Source organism: Flavobacterium aquidurense (assembly GCF_031458035.1).
GTDB classification, from domain to species: Bacteria; Bacteroidota; Bacteroidia; order Flavobacteriales; family Flavobacteriaceae; genus Flavobacterium; species Flavobacterium aquidurense_C.
Window position 1 is genome coordinate 153,764 of record NZ_JAVDXR010000005.1, and the last position, 18,079, is coordinate 171,842.

The 18,079-nt window shown below is 34.5% G+C and carries 9 protein-coding genes; 4 read left to right on the forward strand and 5 right to left on the reverse strand.

Features of this window, described 5'->3' with window-relative positions; genetic code table 11:
* The first annotated feature begins 4 nt into the window (after nt 1–4).
* The gene (typA, locus tag J2X17_RS09945) at nt 5–1,801 is read left to right on the forward strand and encodes a translational GTPase TypA (RefSeq protein ID WP_310297093.1); all 1,797 of its coding nucleotides are present in this window, start codon (nt 5–7) and stop codon (nt 1,799–1,801) included.
* Nucleotides 1,802–1,939: 138 nt separating this feature from the next.
* On the opposite strand, the gene J2X17_RS09950 is transcribed toward typA, so the two are convergent.
* From J2X17_RS09950 to J2X17_RS09965, 4 genes are all read right to left on the reverse strand, one after another.
* Nucleotides 1,940–6,433: a T9SS type B sorting domain-containing protein gene (locus J2X17_RS09950; protein ID WP_310297096.1), complete on the reverse strand. Its 4,494-nt coding sequence runs from the start codon at nt 6,431–6,433 to the stop codon at nt 1,940–1,942.
* A 205-nt stretch (nt 6,434–6,638) separates the two neighbouring features.
* Nucleotides 6,639–8,870, reverse strand: coding sequence for a T9SS type B sorting domain-containing protein (locus tag J2X17_RS09955; RefSeq protein ID WP_310297098.1), 2,232 nt, complete (start codon nt 8,868–8,870; stop codon nt 6,639–6,641).
* 135 nt (nt 8,871–9,005) lie between these two features.
* A complete protein-coding gene (locus J2X17_RS09960; protein WP_310297100.1) occupies nt 9,006–9,842 on the reverse strand; it encodes an ABC transporter permease in 837 nt (278 codons plus the stop codon).
* Between the two features lie 3 nt (nt 9,843–9,845).
* Nucleotides 9,846–10,757: an ABC transporter ATP-binding protein gene (locus J2X17_RS09965; RefSeq protein ID WP_310297103.1), complete on the reverse strand. Its 912-nt coding sequence runs from the start codon at nt 10,755–10,757 to the stop codon at nt 9,846–9,848.
* 112 nt (nt 10,758–10,869) lie between these two features.
* On the opposite strand from J2X17_RS09965, the gene J2X17_RS09970 reads away from it, so the two are divergent.
* Together J2X17_RS09970 and J2X17_RS09975 are read left to right on the forward strand one after the other, a co-directional pair.
* Nucleotides 10,870–11,922: a hypothetical protein gene (locus tag J2X17_RS09970; RefSeq protein ID WP_310297106.1), complete on the forward strand. Its 1,053-nt coding sequence runs from the start codon at nt 10,870–10,872 to the stop codon at nt 11,920–11,922.
* 89 nt (nt 11,923–12,011) lie between these two features.
* Nucleotides 12,012–12,872: a hypothetical protein gene (locus J2X17_RS09975; protein ID WP_310297108.1), complete on the forward strand. Its 861-nt coding sequence runs from the start codon at nt 12,012–12,014 to the stop codon at nt 12,870–12,872.
* Nucleotides 12,873–13,123: 251 nt separating this feature from the next.
* Here J2X17_RS09975 and J2X17_RS09980 read toward each other — a convergent pair whose 3' ends face one another.
* A complete protein-coding gene (locus tag J2X17_RS09980) occupies nt 13,124–16,858 on the reverse strand; it encodes a metallophosphoesterase (RefSeq protein ID WP_310297110.1) in 3,735 nt (1,244 codons plus the stop codon).
* Nucleotides 16,859–16,884: 26 nt separating this feature from the next.
* Here J2X17_RS09980 and J2X17_RS09985 point away from each other — a divergent pair, with 26 nt between their 5' ends.
* Nucleotides 16,885–18,069 (forward strand): Pycsar system effector family protein, encoded by a 1,185-nt coding sequence (locus tag J2X17_RS09985; RefSeq protein ID WP_310297112.1) that lies wholly within the window; start codon nt 16,885–16,887, stop codon nt 18,067–18,069.
* The last annotated feature ends 10 nt before the right edge of the window (nt 18,070–18,079 follow it).

An 18,079-nucleotide genomic window follows, 5' to 3' on the forward strand; every position in this document is an offset into this window, starting at 1 on the left:
ACAGATGGAATCTATTAGAAACATTGCAATTATTGCCCACGTCGATCACGGTAAAACCACTTTGGTTGATAAAATTATGTATCACTGTCAATTATTTCGTGACAACGAAAATACAGGTGATTTAATTCTTGATAATAACGATTTAGAGCGTGAGAGAGGTATTACTATTACTTCTAAAAACGTATCAGTTCAATATAAAGGAACAAAAATCAATATTATTGACACTCCAGGCCACGCCGATTTTGGAGGTGAAGTAGAACGTGTATTGAACATGGCCGATGGTGTATGTTTGCTAGTGGATGCTTTTGAAGGTCCGATGCCACAAACTCGTTTCGTATTACAAAAAGCTATTGACTTAGGTCTTAAGCCATGCGTAGTTATCAATAAAGTAGACAAAGAAAACTGTACTCCTGAAGAAGTTCATGAAAAAGTTTTTGACTTAATGTTTGAATTAGGTGCTGAAGAATGGCAGTTGGATTTTCCAACAGTTTATGGTTCTGCTAAAAACAACTGGATGTCTGATCATTGGGAAAACGTAACTGATAATGTTGAAGCATTATTGGATATGGTTGTTGAAAATGTACCTGCTCCTAAAGTTTCTGAAGGAACACCACAAATGTTGATTACATCTTTGGATTTCTCAGCTTTTACAGGTCGTATTGCTATTGGTCGTTTAGAAAGAGGAGTTTTAAAAGAAGGAATGCCAATCTCTTTGGTAAAAAGAGACGGTACTATTTCTAAATCACGTATTAAGGAATTACATACTTTTGAAGGACTTGGTCGTAAAAAAGTACAGGAAGTAATTGCTGGAGATATTTGTGCTATCATTGGAGTTGAAGGATTTGAAATTGGAGATACAATCGCTGATCATGAAAACCCTGAAGGTTTAAAAACAATTGATATTGACGAGCCTACAATGAGTATGTTGTTTACTATCAATGACTCACCTTTCTTTGGTAAAGAGGGTAAATTTGTAACTTCTCGCCACATTAGAGAAAGATTAACAAAAGAATTAGAGAAAAACTTAGCTATGAAGTTAGGTGAAACTGATTCTGCTGATAAATTCATGGTTTTTGGTCGTGGAGTACTTCACTTATCTGTTCTTATTGAAACAATGAGAAGAGAAGGGTATGAGTTACAAATCGGTCAGCCACAAGTTATCATCAAAGAAATTGATGGTAAAAAATGTGAGCCAATTGAAGAGTTAACAATCGACTTACCAGAAAATCTTTCAGGTAGAGCAGTTGAATTCGTTACTATGCGTAAAGGAGAAATGCTTTCTATGGAAACTAAAGGTGAACGTATGATTGTTAAATTTAATATTCCATCACGTGGAATTATTGGATTACGTAACCAATTGCTTACTGCAACAGCTGGTGAGGCTATTATGGCGCACCGTTTTATTGGATACGAGCCTTACAAAGGCGAAATTGCCGGACGTAACAAAGGTTCATTAATTTCTATGGAAAAAGGTAAAGCTATTCCTTACTCTATCGATAAATTACAAGATCGTGGTAAATTCTTCGTTGAACCAAATGCTGAAATTTACGAAGGTCAGGTAATTGGAGAAAACTCTCGTGGAGATGATATGTGTGTAAACGTAACAAAAGAGAAAAAACAATCTAACGTACGTTCTTCTGGAAATGATGAAAAAGCCAGAATTATCCCTCCAATTATTTTCTCTCTTGAAGAAGCTTTAGAGTATATTCAAAAAGATGAGTATGTAGAGGTTACACCAAAATCTATTCGTTTAAGAAAGATTTATTTAACTGAAACTGATAGAAAAAGATTTAAAATCTAATTTCTAAAATTCAATATAAAAATCCCAAATTCCTTCTGGAATTTGGGATTTTTTTTGTTTTCAAGCCTAATGTTGGAATTTGGAATTTTGAAATTTGGAATTTGGAATTTTGAAATTTGAAATTTGATATTTTCAGGTTTATCTTTTCAAACTAAAATGGCCTTTAGCTTCACGTCCATCTTCGAGTTTTATAGTGTACCAGTAATCATCAGCAGGCATTGGACTGCCGATGTAAGTTCCGTCCCAGCCATTGCCTGATGCCGTAATCTCCTTAATTAGTTTGCCATATCGATCGAAAATTAGAATTTTTGCACCCGAATTAAAAGTATCATTTGCACCTTTTATGTTCCAGTAATCATTATATCCATCATTATTAGGAGTGAAAAATTTAGGGATTCCGAGAACAGCAATAGTTTTTGAAATTGTCCCGCAACCATTTTTATCATTAATATAAAGATCATGTATTCCCGGAACAACATTTTCAAAGAAATTAGATTCTTGAAAAGGACCGTTTGCTTCGTCAATACTATACTCATAGTTTCCAGCTCCGGAAACGTCTGCTGTAACAGTGTTGTAATCAGATAAGTCTGAAATGGAAACAGAATCCAGATGCGCAATATCAGATGCGGTTACGGTAATGGTTCGTATTCTGCTACAGCTATTTTCGCCTTTAGTAAAAACTTCTACGCTATATTTTCCTTCTTCATTTACATCTAAAGTTTCAATATTTTCTCCCGGAATTATACTCCCATCTTTTGACCAGACATAAGTATAGGTGCTGGCAGGTAAATTACCAATAATTCCTGCATCGAGTTTAACAAAAAAGGATGGTAAATTCGAACATACTAATTGGTTGGCACTCTGATTACTGTTGACGTCAATATCAGGTCTCGGATTTACTTTAAGATTGACATATGCTCCTAATCCAAAACAGGCATTGTCCAGATTGCTGTCTACACGCACCCAAATTTCTTGCTGAATTGGTGTTGTATTTCTGTAATTTGAAGCATTTGTAATTACATTCGTTTCTGCTAAAGCATTAGCTTGATCTGGATAATACTTTATGGAGTAATTTGTACTTGCAGAAGGAAGCATCGCCTGAATGTCAGCTGTAACACTGCTAAAATCAAAGACAGCAATTCCGTCCTTATCATCATTGACCGCATCAATAAAATCATCACAAACATTAAATGATCGTTTAAAACCCGGATCGATTTGTGTTGTCGAAACAACCAGATTTAATTGAGCAGTCGAAAAACACCCGTTTGAATTCTCTACTCTTGTCCAAATAGTCTTATTGCTACTTGTATACGCCAGAGAATTTGAAATTAGCTTAGTAAGATCTTTGGTGTTAGCTCCTGCTAAAGTGGTATAATAAGAGAATGTTTCGTTGGCGAAATTGTCTGAAATAAAACTGTTTTTCTCCGTTACATTAAAGTTAGAAATTCCGTCAGTATCGTCATCACATTGAACAATAGTAATGGGAGAATTTAAAATAGGTAAAGCCAAGAGAATTAGTTTTACAGAATTGGCCGAAGTTACTCCACAGGCATTATTAAGTCGATTTAAAAAAGCACGATAATAATACCCATTCATTGCCGAACTTGTTTTTTGGATGGTTAACGTAGGGGTTTTGCTTCCGGAATAAATCGTATTATCCGTTAATGTATTCCATGTATTTCCGTTGTCTGTTGAAAGTTGCCACTGAAAACTATCAGCATTGGACTCGATACTGAAAGTTGCCTTTTGCAATTCACAAACCGTTTGGTTTTCGGGCTGTTTGCTAATTATAATTGGAGTTGCAATAATATAATTGCCATTTGGAGTCGTGTATCCGTCGGTTCTACTGGTCACAATTCCATTTGTGTTTATTGCAAGGGGTATGTTTCCTAAAAGACCATCAAAATTAGGATCTGTAAATCCGGCTTCTATAACATCATTACAGCCATCATTATCACTGTCTTTCTCGGTGTAGTTTTTAATGCCATCATTGTCAGAATCTGAGACAGAATATTTTAAGATACCACTGTCAGAATTTGTTTCTAAAGAATCTGCTAATCCATTAGTTCCAAAGTTCGTTATGTCAATAATTCCATCTTTGTTAAGATCTGGAGTATTGCTTCCTGACTCAACCAAATCGTAAATACCATCATTATCACTATCTAAGTCAAGATAATTTGGTACCCCATCATTATCGGTATCAATCGGTGCTGCAGTAGAGTCAAATATTTCATCCAAACCATCTAAATTGCTATCTGCGTTTGATAGTGCTATTGGTTTTGTTTGTGATTCGGTGCTATCTGGCACGCCATCATTGTCTGAATCTAAATCCAATTGATCCGGAATTCCATCACCATCGGTATCTTTTGGAATACAAGTTGCGATTAATCTAAAAGTTGATTTATTTCCTGCAGTATCTAACAAATTTTTATGTGTAATTTTAAATGTCTGCGTCTGGTAAGACTGGAATTTGAATGTACCTGTTCCCGGCTGTAATGGAACACTCCCGTTCAATCGAAAACGAATTTCGAAGGAGGAGAACTGAGTAACGCCGCTTTCGTAAATTCCGTCGTAATTCGTGTCAATTAATAATTGATTGGTTGGATTCAGGACAGTGACAGTTTTATTAATGTCCGAATTGATTACATACTCGGAGTCGGAATTTAGTAAGTCGTTTGTATTAGCAGTTGCGATATATTCTAAACTTAGATTTATTGGTTTTGTAAAAATCAAACTATAGCTTACAGAAAAACCTTTTCCGGCCACAACTTCTGTAACAAAACTACCATCGGCCTTGCCGTCAAAAGGAATTGCCGCTGCGGGAGTTGTGTTGCTAATTGTACCTGAAAATGAATTAGAATACGTTCCTGTTTGCACTAAACCTGAATTTGGGTTTGAGATATTTAGAGAAACATCTCCATAAGATTCATTGCAGTTTGTTAGTCCGTCATTATCATAATCGATATCTACGTTATCATTTGCTAAGTCGTTGTCAAGATTAACAGGACAGTCACTCACCGGAATTTTATCTGAGAAAACATCGCTTACACAACCTGAAATGCTTCCCTTTACCTGATAAAATCCAGGTTGCGTTGGGCTAAAGTTGTTATTGTTTTCACCCGGAATTATGACATCGTCTTTGTACCATTGAAAAGTGTCGTAAGAGGATAAAGAATTGATTCTTAAAGACACATTTGGAATACAGGACGAGCTGGTTAAAGTAATTTTACCACTAACAATTTCCGGTTTTAAATCAAAACCCGAATAATAGCCACCATAAGTTGCTGCTCCATTGGTTCCAAAATAAGAAACATATACTTGCTTAGTCGATTTGACGGCAATATTTCCTGATAAATCAGCTACATTATACCTGACAAATGCAGTTGTTCCTTCGATTGCAACAGGAAGTGAATTTATAGGGCTGTTGTTTAATAAAACTGTAGCGCCTGTTTCGGTAACAATGTTTAGAAATCCATTAAATGTGTTATTTCCAATTGATTGTATTTGTGGAATGTTGTCTACTGTATTTGGCGTAGCACAATTAATAGGAGGAACAAAAAATAAGTTCTGATTGGCAGGATTCGTTTTTCCTCCAATGCTTTGATAAGCAAAAACATTAGCAGAAGTTTTTATATATAAACTACCATTAATGAACTGGTCGCCATTAATTGTAATGTATTCGCCGCTATTAAGTGTCATGTAGGAAGAGGGAGAACCGTTAAGAAATATTTCTGTATTATTATCATGGGCTACTAATAAAACGCGCTCTAGTTCATCTGTTCCGAGGCCTTTTATAAATATGTATTCTCTTCCTGTTTTTTCTAATGAAACAATTTGGTCGAAACCTACGTCTCTTCCTGCCGGAGCCAAACCACCACCCTGAGTAGATCCTAATAATGTACTGTTACTTCCTCCAAACGAACCTGAATTGACTGCCACCGGTTTATCTGAAGTAACTAACGCTCCAATTATTTTAGAACTATTGGATTTTATCTGACCATCGTTATAGTTTTTTAAAGCCAATACATAACTTTCATTTTTATTTAGCGTAACAGTTATTGGTCCGGAAATAGTTGTTCCATCTATCAGCTTAGCTCCGTTTTGAATATTTGAAATAGTGACCTGAGTTCCATTTTCAGTCGCCATGATTGAAGTAAAATTCAATAATGTTTCATCGTAAAGCGGATTTAGCATTGCACCTAATCTAAAAGTATTACCGAGTGCACTATTTCCTTTAGAGACTAATCCTCCTGCATGACTGTAAGAGCCGTTGTTGAGGCCTGCATTTACTCTGGCGCTAACGTAAATTAGATCTTCAGCTTCAATAATATATCCTCGATTCGCTACAATTCCTAGGTTGCCTGAAGGTGCGAATAGCTGCGTGTTGCTGCCCGCTCCGATGTAATATTGGTAGGGACTATTACTATTTACGGTTCCGGTGATTACACTTCCTCCGTTGGCTATAATTTTAAAATTTACATTGGTAAGGCTGGGAGTAGAGATGTATAGATATTGATCGCCAGCAAGTCCTGTAACAGAAGTTAAAGGCGGTATGTAGTGCGTTTTACTAAATTGTGAGAAACAATTTAATGTGTAAAACAGAATCAACAAGAAATGTAAAGTTTTTTTCATTGGTCCAATAACTAAATCAAATTGATTCACTTCAACCAAAAATAAGTTTTATTTTAATTCCTTTGCCAGATATGTTGTTTTTTTATTTATAAATAGTTGAATGTGAGGTTTATTTGAAATTGGCTTTTTTTTGAAGATAGAATTATTGACTCAACAAGTTATGAAAGTGAAGATAGCGTGTTGTCTATATTGTTTAAAAATAATTTTATCTTTTTAAGCTAAAATGACCTTTGACAGTTCTTCCATCTGCAAAAAGCAAATTAAACCAGTAATCGCTTGAAGGTAATTGCTCTCCATTAAATATTCCGTTCCAGCCACCACTGTTTTGATTCATTTGTTTTAATAATTTTCCATAACGATCAAAAATAGAAATAGTGAAATCCGGAAGCTGATTTGAATTTTCTATGTACCATAAATCATTATAAGTATCTCCGTTTGGTGTGAAAAATCTTGGATAATCCAAAACATACAATGGATATATGTTGGAAAGTCCACAACCATTTTTATCTCTTGCAATTGCATTATAAACACCCGGTTTTACATTTTCAAATAAAGGTTCATCTTGAAAAATAATGCCATCTAATGAAAATTCATAGTTTCCACTACCTGAATATTGAAGTAAAACTGAATTTTGATTAGCGGCAAAATCTTCTATTTCTGCTCCGGTTATCATTGCCGGTTCTGATAATATAACCTTGTATTTTTTAGTTTTTTTACAACCATTGTTATCTGTAACAGTAACTTGATAATCACCTGCAGTATTCACACGTATAAAGTTGTCTGTGCTTCCGGTATTCCATAAGTAGCTGCTAAAACCAGTAGCAACCGTTAATGTGGTTTCACTTCCTTTACATAGTGATTGTGTTTCTTCTTCAAAATTTGGAGGATCAAAGGTATTTACAACAAGTTTAACGGGTACTACATCATAACAACTTGGGCCATTAACAACTCGGGCATAAATAGTTTGATTAAATGCAATTGTATTATTGAAAATATTTGGCAATGGATTTGTTTCTGTTAAGGCATTATTGGCTGTTAAATAATAAATCGCTGTTAAACCACTTGGAAGACCTGCACCTTCGGTGATTTCTGGAGTAACTTCGGTATCCAGATTAAAATGATATAATCCGTCTTGAATTTCATCTCCATCGCAAGTATTTATTGGGTTTGGATCTGCAATTGGCGTATTGGCAATTTGTAAAGTTACTTGAGCTATTTTATAGCATCCAAAAGTGTTCTCAAGCCGTGCATATACAAGTTGATTATTACTCTGATTAATATAATTTCCAGGCGTTGCAATTTGATTTGTTTTGTTTTGTGCATTGGCTAATGTTTCATAATAGCCTTCATTAGAAATATCTGCGACATTATTCTTTACAATATTATTTACTTTATTCAAATCAAAAATTGAAATTCCGTCTGCATCATCATCACATTGCAGAAGAGGGGTATCTGTCGAAAGAATTTCTGGAGCATATTCAACTTTGATTTCTCCTGATAATATACATGCTGTTCCGTTTACAGTAGCTTCAACTTTGTAATTTCCTGCTTCTGTCACTTCAAAAGTTGAATTTGTACCTAAAATAACAGCAGGATTGTCTTTTTTGTACCATTTAAAAGTATAATCAGCAGTTGTTAATTTACTGTCTAATAGAATTGTTTCTCCAAAACAAGCAGGATTATTACTTGCAATTGTTCGGTCATTTCCAAGAGTAATTTTTGAAGCAAAACTTCCCGCTTCTAGAAAAATTGCAGAATTTTGGTACCTAACGTCGGCATCGCCAATTACTAGTTTTACGTGATATTTTTTTCCTGCAGTTACGGTACTTTGAGCGGTCATAACAACCGTTTGTCCGGCATAATTTACCGGACTGGTATTTGTATTTAGACCGTTAAAGTAACTTTCGTTTGAAGCGGCACAACCTTGATAAACAACGCCTCCAGGTCTTGTTCCCGGCTCAATCTTTGGGCGAATATTTACAGAAGAAACAGGTGTATTTGTATTGGGTAATACCGCTAAATTTTTATAAGGATCAGTAGTTCCGACTTCTTTGATTAGAAAAGCAAATCCATCAGAATACTGACACGGATAATTATATTGATATTCATTTGAAGCAAAAATATAATTAAAACTCAACGAACTTGTATAAGCAATAAAATCAAATTCTAAGACTGTTGTATTAAGAGACCTAATACCTAATATTTCATCAAGATCGCTGTCATGACCCCATTGAGGACTATCATTGGCACCTTCATTTACATCACTAACAAACGGTCCCACAGCACTTTGAGCTGTTGATGAAACTAGTACAATCCCGTCGCTAAAAGGAAAACTGCTTCCGTGACTATTAAAATAGGCAAAACTTTGTCTTCCGGGCCTAAAAGTATCTCCGCTTCCTGTAGAATTTGATGCAGAAGCACAAGAACTATTTATCAAAATATTTTGAATAAGGTACTGCGGTGTTTTCGTATCATCAATAGTTATAAATTGCGCATTAACCTTTGTAGGAAGGCAACAAATAAACAAGAGAATAATAAAACTTTTAAAATAATTCATAGTAAAACAAATATACTATAAATCTCTATTTTTTAATAATTTGTAAGAAAAATAAACAAATAAAAATGTCCAGACTAAAACGATTAAAATAGCCGAATAATGCACGCTGTAATCCATCGTAGTATCGATTCCTATTTGGTTACCAATAGTTTTTACAACAGCTAATCTCGGAGCAGGATTGACTATTAGATTGGACATAGATTCTAGTGGCAGAAATTGCACAATATTATCGGCTGTGTTGCTATTCGGGAAAACTTTAAAAGTCAGGAATCCTCTTATTATCGCTTCAATAATACTCCAAACCAAAAGAAAACCTAAAGCAAAGGCAGAACGTTTAACTAAAATTCCAAGAAATAAACAGAAAGAAAAGAAACCGGTTAACTTTACAAAAAAGGCTAATAAATAATCTAAATCCATAAAGATTATATCAAATTGGGTGTAAGATGAAAAACTTAATCCCAAAAGTAAACTCATTACAAAAACAAAAACAGTAGAGCATAAAGCAAAAAGAGCAACGGTTAAAAATTTAGACAAAATAAATTCTTTTTTACTGAGTCCGTCAATCAGATTTTGTTTCAGAGTCCCGTAGCTGTATTCATTAGCCATCATCGAAACAATTACAATGGCTAAGAAAAATTTAAGCCAGGCCGCCACATAAGTATTAAAATGCCATATAAAAGGAAAGTTAAAAATTCCCATTTCGGCCAAATGAAATTTAAAAGGACCAATATCAAATTTTATCGAGGCTATTAACGCAATGAATGACAGTAAAATAAAATACGTTAAAGTTAAAATACGACTGGCTTTGTTTTTCCAGATTTTTTGTAATTCTATAGAAATAAGTCTGTTCATGGCTTAGTTGCTTTTGGTTGTAGCGGTTTTGGTTAATTCTAAAAATTGGGCTTCTAAACTGTTTTTTCGTTTTACTAAATGGCTCAGAATAATATTTTTAGAAAACAAAAACTGATTTAGTTCTGAAGCTGATAATTCTGATTTTAAATACACCAATATTTTTCCCTCTTCTTCCGTAATTCTGTCTATCGACGGATGTTCCTGTAAAGCCGTTTTCAATAGTAAATTATCATTTGACTGAACCTCAAAGAAACCCTCATTGGCAGACATGCCGTCAACTGAACCCGAATATAAAATTTCACCTTTTCTTAAAACAACCACGTGCGAACATACTTTTTCGACTTCATCCAATAAATGCGAAGCCAGTAAAATAGTAGTTCCCTGCGAAGCAATTTTTCTGATAATATCGCGAATCTGATGAATTCCCTGCGGATCCAAACCATTCGTCGGTTCATCCAAAATCAAAATCTCAGGATCGTTTAAAAGCGCCGAAGCAATGGCTAAACGCTGTTTCATCCCCAAAGAAAAAGTACTGAATTTGCTGTCTTTTCTTTCGGTCAAACCTACCAAATCAAGCTTTTCGTTGATTTTAGCATAATTGATGCTTTTTATTTTGCATACCAATTTTAGGTTTTCCTCGGCCGTCATATAAGGGTAGAAGTTCGGTCTCTCTATAATAGCACCTACTTTTTTCAAAGCTTCGTGAGTCTGAACTTGGCCGTTAAACCAGCGGTAATTGCCTGAAGTCCTGTTGACAACATTCAGGACAATTCCTAAAGTCGTTGATTTTCCACTTCCGTTTGGGCCTAAAATTCCGTACACGCGGCCTTTTTGTATTTCAAAAGATATATTTTTCAAGGCCTGAATGCGCCCGTATCTTTTGCTAAGATTTTCAATGGTAAGGATGGTTTCCAAATTTATTTCGGTTTTAGTTTTTTAGTAAGACGATTCAACTTGTTTATTGTTACGTTAAATTTTATTTATATCATCGTATTGATGTAAATTTGTAATAAAGATATTCAAAAAAATGAGTGAGCCTTTAATGGTTTTAAAAAAGCCATCTTATCCCTTAACATCAGCTCTTTTAAGTTATTTAGAACGGTACGAACGAATTTCGAAAGTGTCTGTATTCTATGATGATTTATTGCGTTTTTCCGGTTCGGTAAATGTGTATGATAAAAATGAAACAGATACGCTCTGGATTCGTGTTTACTACAGTGAATTTGAGCGAAATGAAATTGATCTGAATCTCAAAAAAATCTATTCGCTTTTGCATTCTGATGGAAATAGCGAAATCATTCAGTTCTTAAATATTGATGCAATTGATTATTGTACTTTCGGAAATTCAAAACCTTTCAGAATTAAAGTCCGAAATATTCTCAATGACAATTACGTTCACTTTTATATCAAAAAAGCCGATGCTTCCCGAATTTACGGATTAGAATTAGAAGATATTCTTTCGCCCGATAAAATAAACTTTTTAGTTTTTAAAGACACTTTGATTGAAGAACATATCATCGGAATTCCGGGGGATGTTTTTATGGATACCTTATTGGATAGTTGTACCGAGATGGAAAAATCTCAAATTGCAAAAGAGTTTGTAAAGTTCAATGAGCGCTGTATGATCAGGCTTTTGGGTGATATGCGCGCGTACAATTACGTGATTGTCCCAATTCACGATTTTGATCAGGTAGTATATAAAATTCGCCCGATTGATTTTGATCAGCAATGTTACGAAGGAAATTTCAAAGTATATCGTCCGCAGTTTTTTAAGGAAAACTATCCGATGATAAAACTCATCAAAGATAAATTAGAAGAACGGTCGATTATTCAGTATAAAGATGAAGAAAGAGCGATTTTAGCCAAACGTATTCATTCTGCCGAAAACAGAATCAAGAAACTTTTGAATATCATGTGTCACGATACCATTTCCACAGAAGAACATCTGAATCAACTAAAAATGGAATTATACCGTTATACCAATGATATGAAATTTAAAAATGCCAAATCGATGGGACATATTATGTTTGCAGCTTTTGAGTTTATCACCCGTAATTTTAAAAACACCAATTTAATTTGAGGTTTTGCCACAGATGACACCGATTAAATAGATTTTTAAATCAATCTAATCCTTTTAATTTTTGGCAAAATAATAAAAAAAATAATCCTATGAAAAAGTCTCTTTTAATAGCAGCTTCAATTGTTTTATTAGCTTGTCAGCAGCAATCAAATGGTGATTTTAAAAAGATTTATTCATTGCCTAAAGTGCTGAAAGAAGTTTCTGGAATAGTATATTTTCCAGAGAAAAAGCTAATATATACTTTAGAAGACAGCGGTAATAAAAATGCAATCTACGCGTTAGATTCAGAAGGGAAGTTGGCCAAAACTATTACTATTGCAAATGCGAAAAATGTAGATTGGGAAGATATTACGAAAGATAAAAGTGGTAATATCTACATAGGCGATTTTGGAAATAATGATAATCTGCGCAAAGATTTATGTATTTATAAAATCAATAAAAATCAGCTTAATAAAGATGTAGCATCCGCCGAATATATAGTTTCATTTTCGTATCCGGAGCAAACCGAATTTCCGCCAAAGAAAAAAGAAATGTTTTATGATGTAGAAGGCTTTTTTGAACTTGGAAATTACTTTTATCTTTTTACAAAAAATCGCAGTAAAGGATTTGACGGAACTGCATTTATCTACAAAATACCAAATAGATCCGGAACTCAAAAAGCTACCAAAATAGGCGAATTTAAAACCTGTAATAATTATAATCATTGTGTTTTAACCAGCGCAACCATTAGCCCTGACGGAAAAAAGGTAGTTTTGTTAAGTCACGATAAAATTGTTTTATTCAAAAACTTTAAAGGAGATTTATTCCACAAAGGCACTCAAACCGAAATCAAACTAAATCACTATTCTCAAAAAGAAGCCATAGTTTTCAAAGACAACAATACCCTAATAATCGCCGACGAAAAAACAAATAAAGTAGGCGGAAATGTTTACGAGTTTAAACTTGAATAAGGTTCTAAGATGCTAAGGTACTAAGTCTCTAAGGTTTTTGCGATTGTAAAAAAAAACTTAGTACTCAAACTTAAGGATAAAAACTAGTACTCAGTAGACTAAAAATAATAAGCTACGAATTCACGAATTACTTTTAATAAAATTCGTGAATTCGTGGCGAAAAAAACCTTTGTTACTTCGTAACTATGAACCTTTGACCCCTTTCAAAAAAAAACTCAGAACCTTAGCCCCTCAGTACCTCAGAAACTTTTTTAGAAGCTATATGCCGCTCCAAAAATAACCCTTCCCGTTTCGTCAGGAGCTTTGAAGTAAGAAACTCTCGCAGTTATAATATTGATGGCATTTAACCAAAGTCCACCACCAAAATCCTGATGCCATTTTTTGGAATTTTCGCCATCAAGCCAAATTCTTCCGTAGTCGAAACCACCTAAAATTCCGTAAGTCAAAGGAGCAACAGTACGCTGAATTTTACCAATGCTAAAGCGTAAATCAGAGCTGTGGGAAAAATATGAATTTCCTAAAAAGCGTTCGTTTCTATAGCCACGCAAATCAGTATCGCCACCTAAAGCCGCACCATGATAAAAATCGAAATTGTTATTCAAAACTGCTTTTCCTTTAAGTATTGTGGCTAAAACTAATTTTCCATTACGATCAAGTTTATAGGTAAAGCCTAAAAGGGTTTCAATCGTTGGGAAATTTTGTTTCGTGTCATTAAAATTTGCTAACCAGGTTGCTGACGCCATAAATGCCATTCCTAACGTTGGTTTCGAGGTGAAATCGGCATTTTTAAAAAGATATTTAGCTTTTAGCCCTCCATAAACCTGACTGTCAAAAACGTTTGGATTAACGATATTTGGAATGCCAATATATCTATCTTCCGTTTGTTCAACTCTCATCTGTTGTAATAATGGCTGAAAACTAAATTCGCCACCATATCTTCCTACATGTCTGATGGCCCCGGAAACATTAAATCTCTGGATACGAACGCGGTTATAATCCATTCCAAATTCATCTGTATTATTTACGCTTTCGTTTCCGAAGCCAAAATAATTCATTGCGAAGTTTGGTGTGGTATATTGAGATTCCACATCAATAACCCATTTTCCCAATAATCCCGGGAAATGTGCAACGTAATTAAACTCAAGACCGCCTGTAGCAAAATAATAGAAACCATTTAAAATGTGTCTTTGCGTATACGGATTTTGTTTGAAATTATTAACGGTGTAATTTAAGTTGAAACCAACTTTTACCCCATCATCAGGATTATATCCAATGTTCGGAAGTCCCGCAACAACATTGTATTTAGGTTTTTGATAATTGTACAAATTGATATCATAATCATCCGTTAACTGCGTTTGCGTTTTTTTGTCAAGGTTATATGTGTTTTCTTTTGATTTAAAATCGTAAACAATAACTTTTCTTCCGTTTTCGATATTGTAAGTATCATTGTTCTGGCCACCAATCAAACGAATTTTAATATCAGATTTTTGATCTCCTTTAACCTGAAATTCATCAGCATCATCTAAACCGTAAATCCATAGATTTTTAGTTTTAGCGTCGGTTACATTTTTAGTGTAAACCAATTCATCGCCTTCTTTTTTTATTCTGTAAACCTGAATTTCAATGCTTTTTTTGGCGTTATGATTCAAAACAAATTTGTCTTTTTTATCAGTTCCCGCAATCATTAAAGTTCGGTTTAACACATCCGAATATTCAGAAGCATACTTTTGAAGGTCTTTTTTTCTGTTTTTTAACTTTCTTGCAATCTCATCAATTGTTCCGTCCTGAACTTCTTTTGGTAAATTTTTGAAAGCTTTGTCAATATCACTGTCTGATAAATGTTCCTGAATATATTTGGCCTGTTCAATCCAGTCTTTTTCTTCAGCTGTTTTCAAGAAAGCCAAATCTAACGGATAAGGTTCTCTGTTCAGCCATTTTACATTGTCAATTTTATCCTTGTAAGTTCGCATATGACGAATCGCCGGAACGTTCATTAAAAGCGAAAGTAAAGTTCCGTCATACTTAGGAAAAGCCTGATCACGGTCACGAGGAATCGGTTTGTAAATGACTTTGTCGCCTACTTTATGTTCAGCCCAACGCCATTGATCAGCGTGCCTGTCCCAATCGCCAAGAAGCATATCAAACAAACGCACGCGCATATATTCTTTTTCATCAACCGAATATTTTTCATCTTTATGAAGGTTCATCATCATATCATCAGTGCTGATAATATTGGTAGGATTCCCAAAGTTTTTTCCATCAAGATGATTATCAGCAGGTCTTTCTTCAATCATGTATAATTGATCTCCAAAATTCGAATTGAATTCTTTCAAACCATCTTGTTTCGGAATATAATATAAAATCGGATTGGTGTGCAAAAGCCCTAATCGATCTGATAAACCGGCAATTGCATACGGTGTGTAAGGATGGGTAGTAGTGTAAAAATCCAACAGAAAATCTTCAGCATATGTGCTTTCAAAATCATTAACAACGTATTGATCCTTAAATGCAACCGACTGCAAAAAAACTGTCGCGCTTTTTTTCATGGCACGCATGATATATTCTCTTCCTTTCGGGTCTGACATTCTTAAAGAAACAGATTGATGTCCTCCGCCTTCACGAATAGGTTTTAAACCGCCTTTTAAGGTATCTAAAGTAGCCGTTCCGGCTTCAATAGGCATGCTGTAATATTTTCTGTAATGCTGTCCGAATAAGAATTTATGAAACAAACTTTTATCCGTCATTTTTGGTGAATAAATAGATGTTGTAACTGTTGCTGGAAATTTGTTCGGAACTGTTGAAGCCCAGTTTATTTCTTTGGCTTTTATGATTTCATGCTCAAAAAGCATTTTTTCTTTATTATTTTCATTTCCGAAGAAAGTCACTTTCGCATCTCCGCTTTTAAATAAAGTCAAAGTTGCGTAACCATTTCCTCCATATGAGAAATCAGTTGGGCTGATGGCTCGTGCGGCTTCAGATTTTGACCCTGCGCCACTTATAATCTGGTTGATGTTTTCTTTATTTACATACTGCAAATTGTGATCGTGTCCTGAAACTACAATTACATTTTTCTGCCCTTGCAGGAGTGTTTTAATGCGCTTGGCGTAAATTGTATATTGTTTATTTTGAAGGTCCTGCGGGTTTATTCCTGAAGTCTTTCGAATTAAATTAATCAAAGAACCAATTATAGGCAGCGGAATTTTTTGTTCTAAAGGAAACAATTGTTTCTCCCATGAATATTGCCCGCCATGCGATCCGTTGCTTAATAACGGATGGTGAATCGCCAATACTACTGTTTTCTCCTGATTTTTGGTTAAGACGTTTTCCAGTTCCTTAAAAAAATCTTCTCTGGTTTTTATGTCGCAATTGTCATTAATCGTTGGGTGATTGTTCCAGTCTTCCAGAAACCATTCACTGTCAACAGTAATTAACGTGGTGGTACTATCAATTTTCACATCTTCAATCGGGCAGCTTTTTCGGGGAAGAAATGCTTTTTTATCGTTAAGATATTTGGTTACAAAATCTGCCTGAAGCTCTAAACCTTTTATTCCGCTGTACCAGTCATGATTTCCCGGAATTACAATGGTTTTTCCTTTAAATCCTTTAGTTAATTTTAATTGGTTTGTCAGTTTTGTTTCAGCTAAAGCCTTTTCAGACGCATTCTTGTCCGCCGGAAAACCTTTCGGATATATATTATCACCCAACACTATCAAGGTCGATTTTTTATTTGCCTTTTTTAGTTTTTGGTGCAGCAATTCTAAAGTTTGCTGTGCCTGCTCCTGATCAGCATTTCCGGCATCGCCTACTAAGAAAAGCGTATGGGCAATTTTTATGGTATCTGTTGCGTTTTCAGTTTCGTATGCGCTTACGTTTTTTCCATATTGAGCTTTATGTGTGGCGCATGAATTTAGCAAAAGCAATATGATTATTACGATAGAATAAGTTTTAATCTTCGTAATAAAATGATTATACAAAAACAATTTCATAATTTAGTGGTATAAAAATATTCTCTATGAATCTTATAGAACAATCCGAAGATTTCGTCAGTAATTTACTCAAAGATAAACTTTCTAATTTATATTCTTACCATAATATCAATCATACTTTAACAGTTGTAAGGGCTGTAAAAGAGTTATGTAAGAAAGAAGACGTGTCTGGAGACGATAAAGAAGCACTTTTAGTAGCCGCATGGTTTCATGATACCGGATATATTGAAGGGTATGAAGACCATGAAAAGGAAAGCGTGAAAATCGCGACTGCGTTTCTGAAAGAGAAAGGCCAGTCTGATGAATTTATTGAAAAAGTATCTAATTTGATTCTGACGACCGTTAAAGAATATATTCCGAAAACACATTTAGAAAAAATTATAAAAGATGCTGATTATGCGCATCTTATGGGTGTTGAGTATGCAGTTACCTGCGAATTATTACGCCAGGAATTAAAAAATTCCCTGAATGTTTCTTTTTCTAATGCGGAATGGGCGAAGGAAAATTTGAATTTTTTAATGAACAAACATCGTTTTTATACTGATTATGCTTTGAAAAAATGGCAGCCTCTCAAAGAAAGAAATTTACTTCTGGTACAGAAAAAAATCGAAAAGCAGGAAAAAAAGGAAGCTGTTAAATTGGAAGACGAAAACAAAAAGAAAGATAAAATAGAAAAACCGGATCGTGGAGTTGATACTTTATTTCGTGTCACACTTGGAAATCATACTCGCTTAAGCGGAATTGCGGATAGCAAAGCCAATATATTATTGTCTGTAAATGCAATTATTATTTCGATTGCACTTTCTTCTATAATTCCAAAATTAGACAGTCCGAAAAATGCACATCTGGTGATTCCAACTTTCATAATGTTGATATCTAGTGTTATCACTATTATTTTTGCCATTCTTTCGACTCGTCCGAAAGTAACTACGGGAGTTTTTACCCGTGAAGATATCGAAGCAAAGAAAATTAATTTATTGTTTTTTGGGAATTTCTATAAAATGCCTTTAGAAGAATACGACTGGGCAATGAATGAAATGATGAAAGACCGTGATTATTTGTACTCTACCATGATCAAAGATTTGTATTACCTCGGATTGGTTTTACAGCGAAAATATAATTTATTACGAATAGCCTACAATATTTTCATGGTTGGAATTATTGTTACTGTTATTGCGTTCGTAATTGCTTTTAAAGGAGTTAGCGTATAAAAAAAAGCTC